This is a genomic window from Streptomyces yunnanensis, assembly GCF_029011865.1.
GTDB lineage: Bacteria > Actinomycetota > Actinomycetes > Streptomycetales > Streptomycetaceae > Streptomyces > Streptomyces yunnanensis.
The window spans coordinates 3,572,194-3,590,133 of the sequence record NZ_CP095749.1; the positions used below are offsets into that span (position 1 = coordinate 3,572,194).

Genomic DNA, 17,940 nt, shown 5'->3' on the forward strand with positions numbered 1-17,940 from the left:
GGAGGCCGGGGAGCGCGGAGCGGCGGCATCGGGGCACCGCGCCGCGGCATGCGGGGGGTACGAAGGCCCATACGGGCGGAGGGGGGCGGTCATGGCCGGTGGGCCTCCGCGGGGTCGCCGACGGGGGTGCCGACGGGCCGTTCGGGCATGACGGCGGGCGGGTGCGCACAGGCGCCGGTGAGCGCCCGCAGGCCGCGGACGAGGAGGCCCAGCGCGGCAACCGCGCACGCGACGGCCGGGACCGCGGCCGGTCCGGCGGCGGTGACCAGCGCCTCCACCGGAGTGCCGAGCCGCGCCAGGCCGGGGAGCCGGGCGGTCAGGACGAGGGCCAGGGCCACCACCTCCAGGGCCGCGGCGCCGCCGAGGCCGGCCGCGGCGGCCGCCGGGAAGCCGTGGACCGCGAGCAGCCGGGCGAGGAAGAGCAGCACCGCCAGCGCGACCACCGCCGGGACCGCCCAGCGGCCGCCGGGGCTGCCCGCGCGGGCGAGCAGCAGGTGGGCGCCGACCGTCAGCGCCCCCGCCACGACCACGAAGAGCAGCGTGGCTCCGATCAGCAACGGCCGTACCCGGGCGGCGAGTTCGGCCAGTGCGCGGCTGGCGACCACCCCGCGCCGGGCGCGCCGCGCGAACCAGTGGGCGCAGCCGGCGGCCGGGGCGATCACGCAGGCCAGCGCCACGGCGGCGGCGACGGCGGCCCGCGGGTGCGGGCCCGGCACGTCGGGCCCGCCGGAGAGCAGCTGCGCCAGCAGCCAGTCACCGTAGACCGCGTACCCCACCGCCCAGGCCGCCCCCAGCACCGCCGTACGGGAACCAGGGCCGCGCCGCAGCCGCAGCGGTCCGTGGCGCAGCGCCAACCGCGCCGCGAGGACGGTCAGCAGCAGCCCGGCCGCGTCAACGGCGCCGCGCACCGGCGGGGTCGGGGCCACGACGGAGGCGTGGGCGGCGACCGTGGCGAGGCCGATCGCGCCGGGGAGCAGTTGCACCGCACCGCGGGTGAACCGGGAGCGGGGGGCCGGGGCGGGGGCCGCCGGGTCCGGGGCCGGGGCCGGATTCGGCGCCTCCGGTTCGTCCTCCGGGCCCGCCGACGCGTCGCGCTCCGGTCCGTCGGTGCGCGGGACCCGGGCGTAGAGCTCCTCGGCCAGGGAGAAGACGTCGCGGTGCCGGAAGCGGGCGGCGGCACGGTCGGTGACCCCGTGCGCCTCCAGTCCGGCGGCGATCTCCAGTGGGTCAACTGCCCTTTCGCACAAGGTGCGGTGACGGTACATCAGAATCTTGACGGGGTCGGCGGGGCCGTGCCGCGGGGCCGGCCGGGCGGGTGGGGCCGCGGTGCCGCTCTCGGGTGCGGTCATGCGCCGTCTCCTCTCCCCCGGCCGCGGGGACAGAGGCCGGCGGCACGGATGGCGGGGGCGGGCAGCAGCGCGCGCCCGGTACGGGGGCGGCGTCCGGCACCCGGACGGCCGTCCCACCATGCGGCGCCCCAGCTCCCCTCGTGTGCCACGTCCGCCATCCCCGTCACCAGGGCCGCGCCCACCACGCCCATCGCGCAGAGCACGTCCAGCACGACTGTCACCACTGTCGCCTCCCTCACCCTCACCACACCTGCCCGGCGGCCGGTTCGCCGGCCGCCCCGCGCCGCGTACGCCGGGACCGTCCGCCTGCCTGGTCCGCCGGATCCGCCTGCTCGGCCCGGGCCCAGCTCGGGGTGCGGGCGGTGCCGGCCGGGGGCGGCCCCCCGGGCACCCGGGACTCGGCGGGCCGGGCGAAGGGCCGCGGGACGCCGTCCCCGGCGCCGCACCCCGCCGGACCGCCCGGGGCGCCGGCGATCAGCTCCAGGTAGATGCCACGAAATGCCGCGGTGTTCTGCTCGACGGTGAAGAGTTCGAAGGCCCGGGCGCGGGCCGCGGCGCCCAGCCGGGCGCGCCGCTCCGGGTCGCCGAGCAGCGCCCGGCAGGCGTCGGCCAGCGCACGGGGGTTGCGCGGTGGGACCACCAGACCGGTGCCGCCGATCACCTCGCAGACCGCGCCGGTGTCGGTGGAGACCGTGGCCCGGCCGCAGAACATCGCCTCCACCAGGGAGCGCGGGAACCCCTCGACCGCACTGGAGAGCACCACCACCGTCGCCGAGGCGTAGGCGTCCGCCGCGGTGGGCGCGGTGGGGCCGCCGATCTCCTCGAAGCTGACCGGGTTCTCCCCGGCGGTCCGGGCGTCGGCGGCCTCGTCGGGGAAGAGCTGGGCGGCCAGCGCCCGGCACTGGGCGCGGTATCCGGCGGCCTCCGGGTCGGCGCCGAGGCCGCCGATGATCCGGAGGGTGGCGGCGGGGACGGTCCTGCGGAGGTCGGCGAAGGCGTGCAGCAGTCCTACGAGGTCCTTGTCCGGGGCGATGGCGCCGGTCCACACCAGGGTCGCGGAGTCGTCCGCCGCGGCGTCCGGGACCGCCGCGAACGGGCCCGCGGCCATGCCCGGGTAGACCGTGCGCAGCCGGGCCGGGTCCGCGCCGCAGCGCTCCTGCCAGCGGCGGGCCCGGGTGCCGCCCGGGGTGATCAACGCGGCCCGGGCGTAGGTCTCGGCGGCGAGGGCGCGCCGGAAGGCGGCGAGCAGGACCCGCACGGGCACGGTCCGCGGCGCCGCGGGGAGCGCGAGGTAGTGCTCCCGCAGCCCCACACCGTGCTCGGTGACCAGGAGCGGGGTACCGAAGAAGCGTTTGGCCAGCAGGCCCGGGAGCGCGGCGGTGCCGGCCGAGGCGGCGTGGCAGAGGTCCACCGCGGCGAGCCCGGCGTCGCCGTACCAGGCCAGCGAGAGCGGGCGCAGCGCCGGCTCCAGCTCGGCGGCGACCGCCAGCAGGTCCGCGACCTGTGCGCCGCGGACGGCGGACGGTGCGCCGGCGCCGTGGCAGACGGCCTCCAGGGCGCGCACGGCGTCCTCGGAGCGGAGCAGGGCGGGCAGCGCGGCACTGCCCCGGGCGAGGTCGGCGAGCCCGTAGAGGCCACTGGCGAAACGGTCCGCCTGTCCGTCCGCGGCAGCTTCCGCACCGGCCACCGGCTCCCCCGCCGACAGCGCCACGCAGGCCGCCGCGAGATCGCCGAAGTGCTCGGCGAAGCGGCGCCGGGCGCGGCGGCCGGCGGCCCGGCGGCGCCCCGTCGGGATGTCGCCCCACAGCCGCGCCTGCCCCATCAGCCGGGCGTTGACGGGCAGTTCGACGGGGCCGCGGGCCTCCTGACGGGGGTCGGTGATCAGCGTGTAGAGCGCGAAGTCATGGCCGGTGAGCCCGCGCACGAGCCGGTCGCACCAGCCGTGTGCCTCACCGGACGCATAGGGATAGCCACCCTCGGTGAGCAGTCCAATGCGCACGACGGCACCCCCGTCCTCCCATATCGGCGTCCTGGCGCGGCACGTCCCCCGCCACCTGCAGGAAGAAGCTACGCAAAGGGTCCGGTGGCGCGATGGACGGTTGTCCGTCGCACCACCGGAAGGGGTGAACACGCGTGACTTTCCACCCCTGGGGGCGTTTCGACGCGCTATGCGGCCCGTTGGACGGTGAGGTCCGGCCGTCGCGCCGCCGCCCACGGGGCGCGCATCCCGAGCGCGACCTGCGGATCCGGTGCCGGAACGACCCTCAACGCCCCTCGCACGCAAGGGGGTTGAGTGTCGCCGTGCGCCCGCTCGTCCACCTCTCCCCCGTGCCCCGGCCGGCCCGCATCGCCGCCGCCGGCACCGGGCTCACCGCCCGGTCGGATACGGCCAGGAGTTGGGGCGGCAGGTCACCCCGTCCGTGGTGAGGAACTTGGTCTGCTGCATCATCACCGGGGCGAGCGCGCCCGCCCGGGAGCATGCCTCGTGGTTGTGCCCGAGCCGGTGCCCGACCTCGTGGTTGATCAGCATCTGCCGGTAGGCCAGCATCTTGTCGGGGCCGTAGGTCTTGGCGCCCTGCGCCCACCGATAGGCGTTGATCATCACCCGCTGGGTGGCCGCCGAGTCGCAGGAGACGTTGTCCTCGGTGGTGTCCAGGCCGGACTTGGCGCACCACTTCGCGGTGGTCCCCGGACTGGCCAGGGAGATCACGAAGTCCGCGTCGCCGGAGCCCACCCGCTGGAAGGTCCGCTGCCCGCCGTGCGCCCAACTCCGGTCGTCGTTGAGGGTCTTGTGCACCGCCTCGGCGAACAGCTCGCCGTCCAGCGGCAGTCCCTCCTCGACGTCCACCCGGTAGCGCAGCACCTTGCCGTGGCCGGGCGCCTTGGCGTCGCCGCCGACCGGCCGGAACCGGCCGCCGGCGGTCAGGTGCGGGTCGAGCGGGAAGACCTCGGCCATCTGGGTGGCGTAGTCGGCGGGCTTGGCGTCCTGACCGGCCCGCGTCTGCGAGCGCGACGCCTCGCCGGCGCCGTCGGCCCGGTCGTCGCCGCTGCGGGCCTGCGGACCGCCGTCCTCGCGGTGCTGGTCGGCGACCTGGCCCCCGATGACGACGGCGAGCGCGGTGGTCACCGCCGCGGCGGCCGCGCCGGTGAAGGTCCGCGCCCTGCTCCCCTTCCGGGGGCCTCGCGCGCCGGACCCGTCGTCGGTCGGCCCGACGGTCTCGGGCCCGAGCCCGTCACCGCCGTCCCGGCGATCGGTCCGCGGCGCCGCATCCCCCTGGCGGACGTCGTCGGGGACGCCCTCCGGGAAGCCGGCGGCGGCGCCGTCCGGCGAGCCCGTCGGGAAACCGTCGGCCGGCGTGCCCGGCGCGGCCCGGCGGGCCGTCTCGCCGAACGCCTCCAGATACTCCTGCCGGGGCCCCGGACCGCCGCCCGGCGGCGAGACCACCGGCGTGCCGAAGGCGGGCGTGCCGAAAGCGGGGGTGCCGGACGCGGGCGTGCCGAACGGCGGCGTACCGGAAGCCGGCCCACCGGGCTCGGCGGACCGCGGCCGGGGAATCCTCGGCGCGGCCGGCACGCCCCTCGCGGAGCCGTGCGGTCCGGCTGCGGGCGGCGGGACCGCGCCCCAGGCGCCGCCCGGCTCGTGCTGCTCGGGATGGCCGCCGCGGACCGCGGCGCCGCCCTCCGGCGCCCCGCTCACCCGGCGGCGGCGCCCCGTCCCCGGGGCGTGCTGGGTACTGCCGGCGCTCCCGGCCGGTTCCGCGGACGGGCGCTGCGGCCCGCCCTGGCGGCTGTGTCGTCCCACGGCGCCGTCAGCTCCCGCCCGCGCCGGTCGACACGTCGGACCGGGCCGCTGCGGAGGAGTCGACCAACTCGCGGACGGCCCGTGCCACCGCCTCGGGGTACTCCATCATCGCCACGTGCCCCGCCTCCGGAAGTGTCAGCAGCCGTGAGCCGCGGAACGCCGCGGCCGCCCGCCGTGCCATCCGGATGGAGACCAGGCGGTCGCGTCCACCGTAGACGAGAAGCGTGGGCACCAGGACCCGTTCGGCCTGGCGCCACAGACCCTGCTGGCCACCGAGCGTGTAGGCGCCCACCACACCGCGCGCCGAGCGCTCCATCACCTCCCAGAAATAAGGGAGTTCCAGCCGTCGGGCGTACTCCTCGGCGGCTGATGCGAAGCCCTCGGAGGTGATCCGGGCCGGATCGCCGTAGCAGAGCGCCAGCACCTCGCGGGTGCGCTGCTCGGGCGTCCAGTCGCGGGTGAGCCGGCCGAACAGCCGGGCCGCGCCGGGGACCGCGAGCAGCGCGGTGGGCACCGCCGTGCGCTGCGGCCGGAGTTCGGGCAGCGCGGGCGAGATCAGGGTGAGGGTGCGGATCAGGTCGGGGCGCATCGCCGCTACCCGGGTCGCGGCGGCGCCGCCCATGGAGTTGCCGATGAGGTGGACGGGGCCGCGCTCGGCCGCGTCGAGGTAGCGGACGAGCGCGCGCGCCTGCGCGGAGACCGAGTAGTTGCCGTCCTCCGGCGGCGGCGACTCGCCGAAGCCGGGCAGGTCGATCGCCTCGCCGTCCAGCCGGTCGGCGAGCAGCGGCATCAGGGCCGACCAGTTCCGGGACGAGCCGCCCAGGCCGTGGACGTAGAGCGCCGGTTCGCGGTCCCGGCCGGCGGCGTCGGCCGGGGCGTCGGGGCGCGCGGCCGGGGTGCGGACGGCCAGCGTCAGTCGCGGCGGCGTCGCCAGCGCGACCCAGTCGACCGCCTCGTCCGCGGCGTCCGGGGCGCCGGGTCCGGCCGGCGGCACCGGGAGGGCGGCGGCTGTCGCGGTGTCCGGCGACTCGGTCGAAGACATGCTGTCGATGTTACGAGACGATCACGCCCCCGATTGTGTGTTCGCGGTCACACACCGCATCGCGCTGCCGCAACCGCTCTCCTAGGCTCGTAGCTAGGGCGACCGCCCCCACGGCGGGCCACGGCCCCAGCAAAGCACCGGAAAGGGAGCCACCATGCGCGTCGACCCGACAGACCCCGACACCTTCGAGGAGGCGGCCGAAGGCCCCGCCCTCACCCAGTTCGACGTGGAGGCACCGGAGGCCGATGCCGCCGAACAGCACGCCGAGCTCGCGCCGCGGCACGACGAGACGGTGACCGGCGGCGACTTCTCAGCCAATGAGGCGGACCGGGCCGAACAGGCCCGGGTCGTCGAGCTCAACGAAGACGAATATCGATGACCTGGGACGTTATGTCGGCTTCGAGGAAGGGTGCGGGGCAGAATTTCTCGCCGCGGACCGCACACAGCCCCGTTACCCAAAAGTACGATGACGGCCGCGGTGCACCACCTTCTCGTACGGACCGCGAACGGAACGATTTCTGGGAGGCAGCGTGAGCGCCATCGAGCAGACCGAGGCGGCGCGTCCGCGGGGCACGCGCCTGCCACGCCGAGCCCGGCGGAACCAGCTCCTGGGCGCGGCCCAGGAAGTCTTCGTCGCGCAGGGCTACCACGCGGCCGCGATGGACGACATCGCCGAGCGGGCGGGCGTCAGCAAGCCGGTGCTCTACCAGCACTTCCCCGGCAAGCTGGAGCTGTACCTGGCCCTGCTCGACCAGCACTGCGAGGCCCTGCTGCACTCGGTGCGCACGGCCCTTGAGTCCACCACGGACAACAAGCAGCGGGTCGCGGCCACGATGGACGCCTACTTCGCCTACGTGGAGGACCCGGGCGGCGCCTTCCGCCTGGTCTTCGAGTCGGACCTGACCAACGAGCCGGCGGTCCGCGAGCGGGTGGACAAGGTGTCCCTGGAGTGCGCCGAGGCGATAAGCGCGGTGATCGCCGAGGACACCGGGCTGTCACGGGACGAGTCGATGCTGCTGGCCGTCGGCCTGGGCGGAGTCTCCCAGGTGGTGGCGCGCTACTGGCTGTCCTCGGAGAGCCAGGTGCCGCGGGACACCGCGGTGCAGCTGCTGACCTCGCTCGCCTGGAAGGGCATCGCCGGATTCCCACTGCACGGCACCGACATGCACTGACCGTGTTCGCTGCTGGCGTGGTCGGCGACGTCCTGTCCGTCCCCGTACCGGGCTAATGTGTGCTGCGTACCGCGCGGCTGGCCGCGCATCCTCCCCCAGCCGACGCTGGGGGACACCCGGACCATCGGAGGGACAGAAGCCGTGGAGGTCAAGATCGGCGTGCAGCACGCGCCCCGCGAGATCGTTCTGGAGAGCGGGCAGTCTGCCGAAGAGGTCGAGCGCATGGTGAGCGAGGCGCTGACCGGCAAGACGGAGCTGCTGAGCCTGGTGGACGAGCACGGCCGCAAGGTCTTCGTCGCGGCGGACCGGGTGGCCTACGTGGAGCTCGGCGAGCCGACCACCCGCAAGGTCGGTTTCGGCGCACCCTGAGCGACGCGCAGCGGCGTACGAGGCGCCATCACTGACGCAGGGCGGCGGCCCGGAGAAGTTTCCGGGCCGCCGCCCTGCGTCGTGTCACCGGCGCCCGACGCCGACCGTCGGCCGGGATGTGCGCAATCCCTGTCCGAAAACCCTTGCCCGATGGCCGGACGAGGGCGCACGCTGACCGGACAAGGGGGCCGCGCCGGAGGGTTGCTGCCGGCGGCCCTTGGGTACGACCGCCTACGACCGATTTGTTTGTTGGATCGGCCTCGTCACGCGGGAGGGAACAGCATGATCTGGGAAGCGCTCGGCTCCGTGATCGTCGGATTCGCCATCGCCCTGTCCGCGCGGCGCTGGCTCCCCGAGCGATTCCCCGCCCACGCCCTCACCCTGGCCACCGGACCGGTCGCGGCGCTGCTCGGCGCGCTGCTGACCCGCTCGATCCTGGGCCCCGGACACCCCGTGCAGGTGATGGTCGCCGCGTTCGCCGTGGGCGCCGCGCTGCTGTCGGTCCTGGTGCGCCCGCCGCGCCGCCGGGTGCTCCCCCGGCTGTCGCCGGGAGGCGCCCCCGGTCCGGCCACCCCCCTGAAGGGCCACCGGACGGCCTGCTGACGGGCGTCAGGCCGCCAGGCCCAGCGCCGCCATCCGCTTGGTGTGCGCCTCGGTGATCCGGGAGAACATCCGACCGACCTCGGCCAGGTCGAAGCCGTCGGCCACCCCGCCGACCAGCATCGTGGAGAGCGCGTCGCGGTCCGCGACCACCCGCTGGGCCTGCGAGAGCGCCTCGCCCATCAGCCGGCGGGCCCACAGCGCCAGCCGCCCGCCGACCCGCGGCTCGACCTCGATGGCCGCCCGGACCTTCTCCACCGCGAAGGTGGCATGCCCGGTGTCGTCGAGCACGGCGAGCACCAGGTCGCGGGTGTCGGAGTCCAGCCGGGCCGCCACCTCGCGGTAGAAGTCACTGGCGATCGAGTCGCCGACGTACGCCTTGACCAGGCCCTCCAGCCAGTCCGACGGCGCGGTCTGGCGGTGGAACTCGTCCAGTGCCGCGGCGAACGGCTCCATCGCCTCGTTGGGCTCCGCCTCGATCTCGGCGAGCCGGTCGCGGAGCCGCTCGAAGTGGTGGAATTCCGCCGAGGCCATCTTGGCCAGTTCGGCCTTGTCGTCCATGGTGGGGGCGAGCTTGGCGTCCTCCGCCAGGCGCTCGAAGGCGGACAGCTCGCCGTATGCGAGGGCGCCGAGCAGATCGATCACAGCGGCCCGGTACTGCGGGTCCGCGGATGCCCGGTCCCAGTCCTGGGCGGCGATTCCGGTGTGTTCCTGCGCGTCGGCAGCGGCGTTGTCAGGCGTCTCCATGACCGGCACAATAGCCCGCCCGAGGGGTCGTGGAAGGCCCTGGTCAGCCACGGCTCGGTCACCCGTGCGAGTGATCGCCGAGAGCGGTCCGGCGCGCCGTGATGAATTCCTCAGTCATACACGCCTTCGGATTCACGCGCGATATCCGGGGTACAGTGCTAAAGGACCCGCCGAGTATCGGTGGGTCGTTCCACGAAAGCGGATGCCCGGTCGGTGGCCCGATCGGCTCCAACCGACCGCCCTCCCCCGCGGCGCGTACGCGACGTACGCACAGCAGGAGGCACACCGCTCGCGGCAAGAGTGCCTGAGCGACGGCAGTGGTCCCGCGCCGTCCGGCCCCTTCGGGTCGGCGCCGTACGAACCCGTACGACGGTGCGGTACGACCCCCTTCGCCGCCTCTCGCCGCGTCTCACAGAAGAGGCAAGACTCTGTCTACGACGTTCCGAGAACTCGGGATCTTCCCCGAGACCGCCGAGGCCCTGGAAGCCGTCGGCATCGTTACCCCCTTTCCCATCCAGGAGATGACCCTCCCCGTCGCCCTCTCCGGCAACGACGTCATCGGCCAGGCCAAGACCGGCACCGGCAAGACGCTCGGCTTCGGCCTGCCGCTGCTGGAGCGGGTCACCGTCCCCGCCGACGTCGAGGCCGGCCGGGCCACGCCCGAGCAGCTGACCGAGGCGCCGCAGGCCCTCGTGGTCGTGCCCACCCGTGAGCTGTGCCAGCAGGTCACCAACGACCTGCTGACCGCCGGCAAGGTGCGCAACGTCCGGGTCCTGGCGATCTACGGCGGCCGGGCGTACGAGCCCCAGGTCGAGGCGCTGAAGAAGGGCGTCGACGTGGTCGTCGGCACGCCCGGCCGGCTGCTCGACCTGGCGGGCCAGCGGAAGCTCGACCTGTCGCGGGTGCGCACGCTCGTCCTGGACGAGGCCGACGAGATGCTCGACCTGGGCTTCCTGCCCGACGTCGAGAGGATCATCCAGCTGCTGCCGGCCAAGCGGCAGACCATGCTGTTCTCGGCGACCATGCCCGGCCAGGTCATCTCGCTGGCCCGCCGCTACATGTCGCAGCCGACGCACATCCGTGCCACCGCGCCGGACGACGAGGGCGCGACGGTCGCCAACATCACCCAGCACGTCTACCGGGCGCACTCCCTGGACAAGCCGGAGATGGTCGCCCGCATGCTCCAGGCGGAGGGCCGCGGGCTGGCCATGGTGTTCTGCCGCACGAAGCGGACCGCCGCCGACATCGCCGACCAGCTCGCCCGCCGCGGCTTCGCGTCCGGCGCGGTCCACGGCGACCTCGGCCAGGGCGCCCGCGAGCAGGCGCTGCGCGCCTTCCGCAACGGCAAGGTCGACGTCCTGGTCTGCACCGACGTCGCCGCCCGCGGCATCGACGTCGAGGGTGTGACCCACGTCATCAACTACCAGTCGCCCGAGGACGAGAAGACCTACCTGCACCGGATCGGCCGCACCGGCCGGGCGGGCGCCAAGGGCACCGCGGTCACCCTCGTCGACTGGGACGACATCCCGCGCTGGAAGCTGATCAACAAGGCGCTGGACCTGTCGTTCGACGAGCCGGAGGAGACCTACTCCACCTCGCCGCACCTCTACGAGCAGCTGCACATCCCCGCGGGCACCAAGGGCGTGCTGCCGCGCGCCGAGCGCACTCGGGCGGGGCTGGCCGCCGAGGAGGTCGAGGACCTGGGCGAGCCCGGTGGCCGCGGGCGCGGCCGGCGGTCCGGGGCCCCGGACACCAAGGAAGAGCCCCGGCGGACCCGGACGCCGCGCCAGCGGCGCCGGACGCGGGGCGGGACGCCCGTGACCGAGGCGGCCGGCGCGGACGCGCCGGAGACCGCGAACGCCGAGAGCGCCGCCGACGCGGCGGTGCGCACGGCCGAGGGCACCGAGGCCGCCGCGGCACCGCGGACGCCCCGGCGCCGCCGCCGCACCCGGGGCGCGGTGACGGCCGCTGCCACCGAGGCCGCGGTGGCCGAGGCCCGCGAGGCCGCGGCCGACACGGTCGTCGAGGCCGCCCCCGCGCCGGCCGCCACGGTCGGTCCGGACACCGAGGAGGCCCCGGCCGCCAAGCCGCGCCGACGCCGTACCCGGAGCGCCGCCAAGGCCGCCGCGGAGAGCGTGGGCGAGGCGGCGGAGGCCACCGTGGAGACCGTGGTCGAGGCGGCGCAGGAGACCGCGTCGGCGCCGGTCGCGGCGGAGGCCGCCCCGGAGAAGCCCAAGCGCACCCGCAAGCGGGCCGCGACCAAGAAGGCCGTGGCGGCTGACGCCGTGGACGCGGCGGAGGGCGTGGCGGACACCGCCGTCGCGGACCCCGCCGTCGCGGACCCCGAGGCGCCGGCCAAGCCCAAGCGCACCCGGACCCGGAAGGTGGCCGCCGCCAAGCCCGCGGCCGAGGCCGAGGCCGCCGTGGCCCCCGCCGCGGCCGAGAGCGTCGAGGTCGCCCCGGAGAAGCCCAAGCGGACCCGGAAGACCGCCGCGGCCAAGACGGCCACGGCCAAGACCGCCGCCGCCAAGACCGCCGCGAAGCCCGCCGTGACCGAGGCCGCCGACGGGGAGGCCCCCGCCAAGCCGAAGCGGACGCGGAAGACCGCCGCCGCCAAGGCCGCCGAGGCCGCCCCCGCGGAAGCGGTGGACGGCGCGGAGGCCAAGCCGAAGCGCACCCGGAAGCGGACGCCGGCGAAGCCCGCCGAGGCGCCGGCCGAGAGCTGATCCGGCCCGCCTCCGACGGCACCTGACGACCCGGCCCCGCCTCGTGCGGGCGCCGGGTCGCCGCCGTTTCGGGCCGGGGTGCCCCGGCAACGCCGGCGTACCGGCGGGTTTTCCCCGGCCGTCCCGATAGCCTCACCCCATGAGCAGGCCGCCCACCCTCACACTGCCGCCGTGCGCCCGCGCGTACCGGCTCGACACCGCACGCGGCGCGTTCGCCGTGCACGACGCCCGACCCGACGGCGCAGCGATCGGCACCGCCCTCCTGGTCCCCGGGTTCACCGGCAGCAAGGAGGACTTCATCGCCCTGCTGGCACCGCTCGCCGCGGCCGGCTTCCGAACGGTCGCGGTGGACGGCCGCGGGCAGCACGAATCCCCCGGCCGGAGCACTCAACAGGCGTACGAACAGCAGGAGTTGGCGCTGGACGTACTGGCCCAGGCGCGGGCCCTGGAGGTACCCGACGGCGGCCCGCTGCACCTGCTGGGCCACTCCCTCGGCGGGCTGATCACCCGGGCCGCGGTGCTCCGCGACCCGGCCCCGTTCCGTTCGCTGACCGTGCTCAGCTCCGGTCCGGCGGCCATCGACCCGGCCCAGCAGGCCCGGGTGCGGATGCTGATCGACGCGCTCGGCACGATGGAGCGGGAACAGGTGTGGGAGGCCATGCGGGCGCTGGATCCGCCGGAGGCCGCGGACGACGCGGCGCCGCCGGAGATCGCCGCGTTCCTCCGGCAGCGCTGGCTGAACACCGCCCCCGAGCAACTGATCGCCACCGCACGGCAGATGCTGGCGGAGCCGGACCGGGTCGACGAGTTGGCCCGCACCGGGCTGCCGGTGCACGTCGTCTCCGGAGTCGTGGACTACGCCTGGCCGGTGGCGCTGATGGACGCGATGGCCCGTCGGCTGTCCGCCCGCCGCACGGTCGTCGAGGGCGCCGAGCACTCCCCGAACGCCGAGCGCCCGGAAAAGACCGCCGGGGCGCTGGCGGGTTTCTGGAGCGACGTCGGCTGACGCTCGCCCACGGTCCGGGCCGGCACCGCGACGTCGCCGCGCCGCCGCGCCGCTAGAGCCGCCCCTGCACGTGGTCCCAGAACCCGTCGCGCAGCACCCGCCGCAGATCGGCGTGGCCGCGCAGGGAGTGCTTCAGCAGCGCCTCGGCGGCGGTGAGCAGCTCCTGGTCGACGGCGCCGGGCAGGTAGGGGTGGCCGGGCAGCAGATCGGCCACCCATGCCGGGCCGCGCTCCGACAGCCACTGGGCGGCGACCCGCGCCCCGACGAACCGGACCTCCTCGCGGCTGGGCACCGGCCCCTCGCCGACCCCCGGCTCGGGGTGCTCCGCGGCCGTCCGCCGGGTGACGTACGGCTTGCAGAAGTCCAGGTCGAAGGTGCGCGCGCTGTCCACCTCCCACATCAACGGCTCGGCCTGGTTGCGGCCGCCCGGGGCCTCGATGCCCCACAGGTGGACCCGGGCGCCGTAGCCCTGGGCCGCCTCCACCGCGGAGACCAGGTCCTCGTCGCCGCCGATCAGGACGGCATCGGTGATCGCCCGGTGCCGGGCCAGCGACTCCAGGTCCGTGCGGATCAGCGAGTCCACGCCCTTCTGCTGGTTGTGGGCGTTGAGGTTGCCGAGCCGGACCTTGACGTCGGGGAGCTCGGCGACCCGCTGCTGTTCCGGGGTGTGGATCCGGCGGCGGGCGCCGTCGTACCAGTAGACCCGCAGCAGCCGGCTGTCCGGGAAGATCGTCCGCGCCTTGTCGATGAACGCCTCGATGAGCCCCTCGGCGTCCAGCTCGAACGCCTTGCGGTCCTCCGTACCGGTGACCAGCCGCCCGGTGGCGGCGTAGACGTACCCCGCGTCAACGAAGATCGCATGGGTGGACGGGGTGGTGGCGACCTCCGCCAGGACCCGGGTGAGCAGCTCGTTGGTGCGCTCGATGCCGGCGGCGAGCGCCGCGAGGTCGGTGGTGCCCGTGGGCTGGAGGTCGTTCATTTCGGGATCCATTGTCCGGGCGGGCGCTCGGAGGGCACAACCACGCGGGCTTCCACAGATGCATTCCTTAGACCATGAAAAAATTTCCTTAGCGTAGGGAATCATTTCAGCTGTAGGCTCGTTGTACCCATACGGAACGCCCGGCAACGAAGCCAGGCAAGTCCTGTCAAAAAGTTCTCCGCAGGAGGATCAGACGAAGGGAGAAGCCGTATGCGCTTCGAGATCATGCGCCTGGACGATGTCGACGGCGCCGCCGTGGACAGCACCGTCGTGGACGCCGCCTCCGTCAACCAGATCGTGCAGCAGGCCGCCGCCATAGGGCAGCGGATCTACATCCGCCCGGCCGACACGGCCGCGGTCAGCTGATCACCGACACCGCCGACCGCGTCCGGACGACGACGTGACGACCACGTAGCGACGACGCGCGAACGCCCCCCGCACGGACCTGCCGTACGGGGGGCGCCGTCGTGTCCGGGGCCGCTCAGGACGCCTGGATCACCTGCGTCACACCGTTGATGATCTGCTGCACGGCGAGCGCGGAGAGCATCATGCCGGCCAGTCGCGTCACCAGGACCACCCCGCCGTCCTTGATCACGCGGATGATCACCAGCGAGAACCGCATCACCAGGTAGAGCACCACATGGATCGCCGCGATCGCCGACCACACCGCGACCTGGGACGCGACGCCCTGCGCGTGCTGCACCGCGAGGATCACCGAGACGATGGCGCCCGGCCCGGCCAGCAGCGGCATGCCCAACGGCACCAGCGCCACGTTGACGTCCTTGGTCTGGGTCGGCTCCTCGGACTTGCCGGTCAGCAGGTCGAGCGCCACCAGCAGGAGCAGCAGCCCACCGGCGATCATCAGCGCGGGCGTGGAGATGTGCAGGCGCCCCAGGATCTGCTTGCCGAAGAGCCCGAAGACGGCGATCACGCAGAACGCGACGGTGGCGGCCTGCCAGGCCATCCGGCGCTGCACCTTGGCCGGCCGGCCGGAGGTCAGGGCGAGGAAGATCGGGGTGATTCCCGGGGGATCCATGATCACAAATAGCGTGACAAAGAGGGTACTGAAGACGGCGACGTCGAACACAGTGCTGGCCTTGCGAGTGGTACGGACGAACGGAAGGAGACGCACGGGACCGGAGGCGGCACGGCCGACGGCGGCCCGTGGGAAAGAAAGCGGAGGGAGGAAAGAGGAGGCGGCGTACCGGAGCGCGGCCCGCTCAGCGGTGCACGCGGTTCGGCGAACGGCCGGACGACCGGTGCCGCGGGCTCAGCCGCCCGCGCCGGGGACGGGGAAGGCACCGGTGGACCGGCGCACGATCTCCCCGTAGACCTCGGGGTCGGTGGTGTAGTCGCCGAGGCGACAGGTCTTGCGGCTGCCGTGGTAGTCGCTGGAGCCGGTGGTCAGCAGCCCGAGGTCGGCGGCGAGCCCGCGCAGCCGGGCACGGGTGGCGTCGTCGTGGTCCATGTGGTCGACCTCGATGCCGTCCAGGCCGGCAGCGGCCAGCTCGGCTATCGCGCTCTGCGGGACGCAGCTGCCGCGCTTGACGGCGAGCGGGTGCGCGAAGACCGTGACCCCGCCGGCCGCCTTGACCAGCCGGATCGCGTCGAACGGGTCGAGCTCGTGCTTCTCGACGTAGGCCCGGCCGTCGTTGGCGAGCCACTCGGAGGTGAAGGCGTCGGAGACCGAGCCGACCACGCCCAGCTCGACCAGGGCGGTGGCGATGTGCGGCCGTCCGACGGCGCCGTCGCCGGCGATCCGCGCCACCTGCTCCCAGGTGACCGGGACGCCCAGCTCGCGCAGCTTGCCGACCATGGCCCGGGCGCGCGGCACCCGGTCGTCACGGACCAGCTCCCGCTCGCGGGCGAGTTCCGGCTCGTCGGGGTCGAAGAGGTAGGCGAGCATGTGCAGGCTGACCCCGTCGAGCCGGCAGGACAGCTCGGCTCCGGTGACCAGCGTCAGCCCCTCGGGCAGCGCGGCGCGCGCCGCGGCGTGCCCGCCGACGGTGTCGTGGTCGGTCAGCGCGACGACGTCCAGACCGGCGGCCGCGGCGTTGCGCACCAGCTCCGCGGGGGTGTCCGTGCCGTCGGAGGCCGTGGAGTGGGTGTGCAGATCGATACGCACGGCACGGGCTCCAGACTGCTGCGGGACGGACTCGGCGGTGGTCCCGGGCCGGGCACCGCACCGCGGGCCACCGTAAGGACTACACGGCACTACCACGGACTACAGAAGGAAGGATACCGGGCGGCCGGACATGCCCCCGTCAGTCCACCGCTCCACCGGATCCGAAGATCCGCAGCCGCACCGCTCGCCTCAGCTCAGAATCCTCGGCGACAGGGCCCCGCAGGGCAGTAGATCGACTTCGGCGCCGGCCTCCCGCAGATCGGTCAGCACCAGTTCGTCGTACATCAGCAGTCCGGACTGCTCCGGCCAGGCGATGGCCCACAGCCACAGCCCGCGGGCCTCGCCGGCGAAGACCGCGCGGTCCGCCGGGGCGCCATGAACCTGCCACATCGGGGTCGGGCGGCCGGCGGCCAACACCTTCGCGTTCGGCGGCTTGTCGACGCGCAGGTGCAGGCCGGGGTCGGGGCCGTCGATGCCGGCATAGCGGGCGCCGAGCCCGACGCCCAGCTCCTCGGCGATCAGCAGGAGTTCACCGGGGCCGCCGAGCGGCCCGGGGCCGGAGCAGGCGACGGCGGTCGCCCGACCGCCGCTGCGGTCGTCACCGGCGCAGGCCACACCGGTGAACAGCCAGCCGACCGGCAGCGGCCAGGGCATCCATACCGGTACCTGTGCGCGGTGCACGACAACACCGAGCGCCTCGACGCTCGGCGGGACGACCGGCTGGAGCGGGTGCACGGCGCCATGAATGGCGCACTGCCAGGTATCGGAAAAGAGACCGGGCGTCCGCACCCGGCCTCCGCACTTTGGGCAACTGGGTTCGCCCCTCATAAGGACCAACGGTCCTCCTGGGCCGCCGTCCCGTCAAGGACGATCACCCGACCGGTGTGCCCCTAATCGCGTACTGGACCGCACACTTGGCTGATTCCTGCCAGTGCTCCGCATCCTCGAAAATTAGCTGCATCTCGCATTCTTTAGTCCGCCTAACTCATCGTGCGCAAACGTCAACGCTTTCGGCGCACGCGACGCCCGCGGCGATCGGCGCCGGCATCGTCGCGGTCCGCCGCCGGGCGCCGACCCCGCATGCCGAGGAGCCGGCACCCCGGCACACGAAGGGGGACGGGGGCTCGGCCTTGGCCAACCCCTGAGATCCCGCGGGCCCCGGCAACCGGCGGCCGGGGCAAGGGACCTGACGCGCCGCCCGGGTACGGCACGGGCGGTACGCCCCACCGTGCCCCCCGTGCGGTCAGTCCAGCGGCACCCCGGCGCGCAGCGGATCGCGCAGGTCGGTGCCCCGTTCCAGCCAGCGCGCCTGCAGTGTCTCGGCGCCGTGCACCCGCTTCCAGGCGGCCTCGTTCGGCGTCATCGGCAGCAGCGGCAGGAACCGCACCGGCTCCATGGGCTCGTCCAGCTCCAGGTCCTCGACGAGGCCGCCGGAGGCCCCCACCAGGACCGAGGTGAACGGCGCCCCGGGCCACAGCGGCTCGCCGACGTCCAGCGACGCCCCGGAAGCCACGATCACGCCCTCGACCTGAGGCGACGCGGCGAGGACGGCGAGCGGCCGGAGCACCTTGTCGGTGTCCGCGCGGCCGGCCCGCACGGAGAGCAGGAGTTCGGCCCGCGGGCCGCGGAGCGGGTCGGCGACCACCGCGGTGGGGTCGGCCATGGACTGGGCGGACATTCCGAGGGTGGCGTAGCGGAGCACGTCCCCGTCGACGAAGCGGAGCACCTCGATGCGGTCGGTACCGAGGAAGGTGACGGCGGCACGCGCGTCCGGTTCGCCCAGCGCCGTGCGCAACCGGGCCTCGACCAACTCAAGAACGTCAGACATGGGCCGAGCATAGGTGTCGCCCCGACGCCCGCCCGCCGCGCCCCGATGCGCCGGAGGCGGCGCCCTGGCTCTGCACTTCGTATCGAACGTGCAAAGGGGAGCCATAGTGCTTCAGGCGGCTGATAGCCTTGCCGTCTGGTCAGGGAATGACGAACGTCCCCCAGCGGGGACCGGCCGGAGGAGGTGGGGCTGCGG

Annotated in this window: 18 protein-coding genes; 7 read left to right on the forward strand and 11 right to left on the reverse strand. The window is 74.6% G+C overall.

The annotated features are described in order from the left end of the window. Nucleotides 1-89: 89 nt before the first annotated feature. The 5 genes from MOV08_RS15435 to MOV08_RS15455 form a co-directional block, all read right to left on the reverse strand. Nucleotides 90-1,349, reverse strand: coding sequence for a hypothetical protein (locus MOV08_RS15435; protein WP_275307769.1), 1,260 nt, complete (start codon nt 1,347-1,349; stop codon nt 90-92). Next, complete coding sequence (locus MOV08_RS15440; RefSeq protein ID WP_275307770.1) at nt 1,346-1,573, reverse strand: hypothetical protein; 228 nt, start codon at nt 1,571-1,573, stop codon at nt 1,346-1,348. The genes MOV08_RS15435 and MOV08_RS15440 overlap by 4 nt, the downstream gene beginning before the upstream one ends. A gap of 17 nt (nt 1,574-1,590) precedes the next feature. After that, nucleotides 1,591-3,348, reverse strand: a complete 1,758-nt coding sequence (locus MOV08_RS15445) for a DUF3492 domain-containing protein (RefSeq protein WP_275307771.1) — start codon at nt 3,346-3,348, stop codon at nt 1,591-1,593. A gap of 369 nt (nt 3,349-3,717) precedes the next feature. Beyond that, nucleotides 3,718-5,046, reverse strand: a complete 1,329-nt coding sequence (locus MOV08_RS15450) for a DUF3152 domain-containing protein (protein ID WP_420834294.1) — start codon at nt 5,044-5,046, stop codon at nt 3,718-3,720. 112 nt (nt 5,047-5,158) lie between these two features. Next, nucleotides 5,159-6,193 carry an alpha/beta fold hydrolase gene (locus MOV08_RS15455; protein WP_275307773.1) on the reverse strand — a complete coding sequence of 345 codons (1,035 nt, stop codon included), beginning with the start codon at nt 6,191-6,193 and terminating at the stop codon, nt 5,159-5,161. A 154-nt stretch (nt 6,194-6,347) separates the two neighbouring features. Between MOV08_RS15455 and MOV08_RS15460 the strand changes: the two genes are divergently transcribed. From MOV08_RS15460 to MOV08_RS15475, 4 genes are all read left to right on the forward strand, one after another. Continuing rightward, a complete protein-coding gene (locus MOV08_RS15460) occupies nt 6,348-6,572 on the forward strand; it encodes a hypothetical protein (protein ID WP_039633008.1) in 225 nt (74 codons plus the stop codon). A gap of 151 nt (nt 6,573-6,723) precedes the next feature. Next, entirely contained in the window at nt 6,724-7,365 is a 642-nt protein-coding gene (locus MOV08_RS15465; protein WP_039633010.1) for a TetR/AcrR family transcriptional regulator, read from the forward strand. Between the two features lie 141 nt (nt 7,366-7,506). Continuing rightward, on the forward strand, nt 7,507-7,734 hold the full coding sequence (locus MOV08_RS15470; protein ID WP_275307774.1) for a DUF3107 domain-containing protein: 228 nt from the start codon (nt 7,507-7,509) through the stop codon (nt 7,732-7,734). A gap of 282 nt (nt 7,735-8,016) precedes the next feature. Then, nucleotides 8,017-8,337, forward strand: a complete 321-nt coding sequence (locus MOV08_RS15475) for a hypothetical protein (RefSeq protein ID WP_039633014.1) — start codon at nt 8,017-8,019, stop codon at nt 8,335-8,337. Between the two features lie 6 nt (nt 8,338-8,343). Here MOV08_RS15475 and MOV08_RS15480 read toward each other — a convergent pair whose 3' ends face one another. Further along, complete coding sequence (locus MOV08_RS15480; protein ID WP_039633016.1) at nt 8,344-9,081, reverse strand: ferritin-like fold-containing protein; 738 nt, start codon at nt 9,079-9,081, stop codon at nt 8,344-8,346. 521 nt (nt 9,082-9,602) lie between these two features. Here MOV08_RS15480 and MOV08_RS15485 point away from each other — a divergent pair. Next, the gene (locus MOV08_RS15485; RefSeq protein ID WP_275307775.1) at nt 9,603-11,807 is read left to right on the forward strand and encodes a DEAD/DEAH box helicase; all 2,205 of its coding nucleotides are present in this window, start codon (nt 9,603-9,605) and stop codon (nt 11,805-11,807) included. 139 nt (nt 11,808-11,946) lie between these two features. Further along, nucleotides 11,947-12,813 carry an alpha/beta fold hydrolase gene (locus MOV08_RS15490; protein WP_275307776.1) on the forward strand — a complete coding sequence of 289 codons (867 nt, stop codon included), beginning with the start codon at nt 11,947-11,949 and terminating at the stop codon, nt 12,811-12,813. A gap of 52 nt (nt 12,814-12,865) precedes the next feature. Here MOV08_RS15490 and MOV08_RS15495 read toward each other — a convergent pair whose 3' ends face one another. Beyond that, on the reverse strand, nt 12,866-13,792 hold the full coding sequence (locus MOV08_RS15495; RefSeq protein ID WP_039633022.1) for an NYN domain-containing protein: 927 nt from the start codon (nt 13,790-13,792) through the stop codon (nt 12,866-12,868). A 210-nt stretch (nt 13,793-14,002) separates the two neighbouring features. Here MOV08_RS15495 and MOV08_RS15500 point away from each other — a divergent pair, with 210 nt between their 5' ends. Further along, nucleotides 14,003-14,158, forward strand: a complete 156-nt coding sequence (locus tag MOV08_RS15500; RefSeq protein WP_099055693.1) for a hypothetical protein — start codon at nt 14,003-14,005, stop codon at nt 14,156-14,158. Nucleotides 14,159-14,273: 115 nt separating this feature from the next. Here MOV08_RS15500 and MOV08_RS15505 read toward each other — a convergent pair whose 3' ends face one another. From MOV08_RS15505 to MOV08_RS15520, 4 genes are all read right to left on the reverse strand, one after another. Further along, a complete protein-coding gene (locus MOV08_RS15505) occupies nt 14,274-14,879 on the reverse strand; it encodes a MarC family protein (RefSeq protein ID WP_039633024.1) in 606 nt (201 codons plus the stop codon). 183 nt (nt 14,880-15,062) lie between these two features. Continuing rightward, entirely contained in the window at nt 15,063-15,917 is an 855-nt protein-coding gene (locus tag MOV08_RS15510; RefSeq protein ID WP_275307777.1) for a PHP domain-containing protein, read from the reverse strand. A 189-nt stretch (nt 15,918-16,106) separates the two neighbouring features. Further along, nucleotides 16,107-16,745 carry a DUF6758 family protein gene (locus tag MOV08_RS15515; protein ID WP_039633028.1) on the reverse strand — a complete coding sequence of 213 codons (639 nt, stop codon included), beginning with the start codon at nt 16,743-16,745 and terminating at the stop codon, nt 16,107-16,109. Between the two features lie 415 nt (nt 16,746-17,160). Then, on the reverse strand, nt 17,161-17,745 hold the full coding sequence (locus tag MOV08_RS15520; RefSeq protein ID WP_275307778.1) for a suppressor of fused domain protein: 585 nt from the start codon (nt 17,743-17,745) through the stop codon (nt 17,161-17,163). Nucleotides 17,746-17,940 lie beyond the last annotated feature (195 nt).

Coding starts and splice junctions, on each gene's coding strand:
- MOV08_RS15475 (WP_039633014.1), top strand. CDS start 8,017: ATGATCTGGGAAGCGCTCGGCTCCGTGATCGTCGGATTCGCCATCGCC.
- MOV08_RS15520 (WP_275307778.1), bottom strand. CDS start 17,745: ATGTCTGACGTTCTTGAGTTGGTCGAGGCCCGGTTGCGCACGGCGCTG.
- MOV08_RS15500 (WP_099055693.1), top strand. CDS start 14,003: ATGCGCTTCGAGATCATGCGCCTGGACGATGTCGACGGCGCCGCCGTG.
- MOV08_RS15495 (WP_039633022.1), bottom strand. CDS start 13,792: ATGAACGACCTCCAGCCCACGGGCACCACCGACCTCGCGGCGCTCGCC.
- MOV08_RS15460 (WP_039633008.1), top strand. CDS start 6,348: ATGCGCGTCGACCCGACAGACCCCGACACCTTCGAGGAGGCGGCCGAA.
- MOV08_RS15485 (WP_275307775.1), top strand. CDS start 9,603: ATGACCCTCCCCGTCGCCCTCTCCGGCAACGACGTCATCGGCCAGGCC.
- MOV08_RS15435 (WP_275307769.1), bottom strand. CDS start 1,349: ATGACCGCACCCGAGAGCGGCACCGCGGCCCCACCCGCCCGGCCGGCC.
- MOV08_RS15480 (WP_039633016.1), bottom strand. CDS start 9,081: ATGGAGACGCCTGACAACGCCGCTGCCGACGCGCAGGAACACACCGGA.
- MOV08_RS15490 (WP_275307776.1), top strand. CDS start 11,947: ATGAGCAGGCCGCCCACCCTCACACTGCCGCCGTGCGCCCGCGCGTAC.
- MOV08_RS15455 (WP_275307773.1), bottom strand. CDS start 6,193: ATGTCTTCGACCGAGTCGCCGGACACCGCGACAGCCGCCGCCCTCCCG.
- MOV08_RS15515 (WP_039633028.1), bottom strand. CDS start 16,745: ATGAGGGGCGAACCCAGTTGCCCAAAGTGCGGAGGCCGGGTGCGGACG.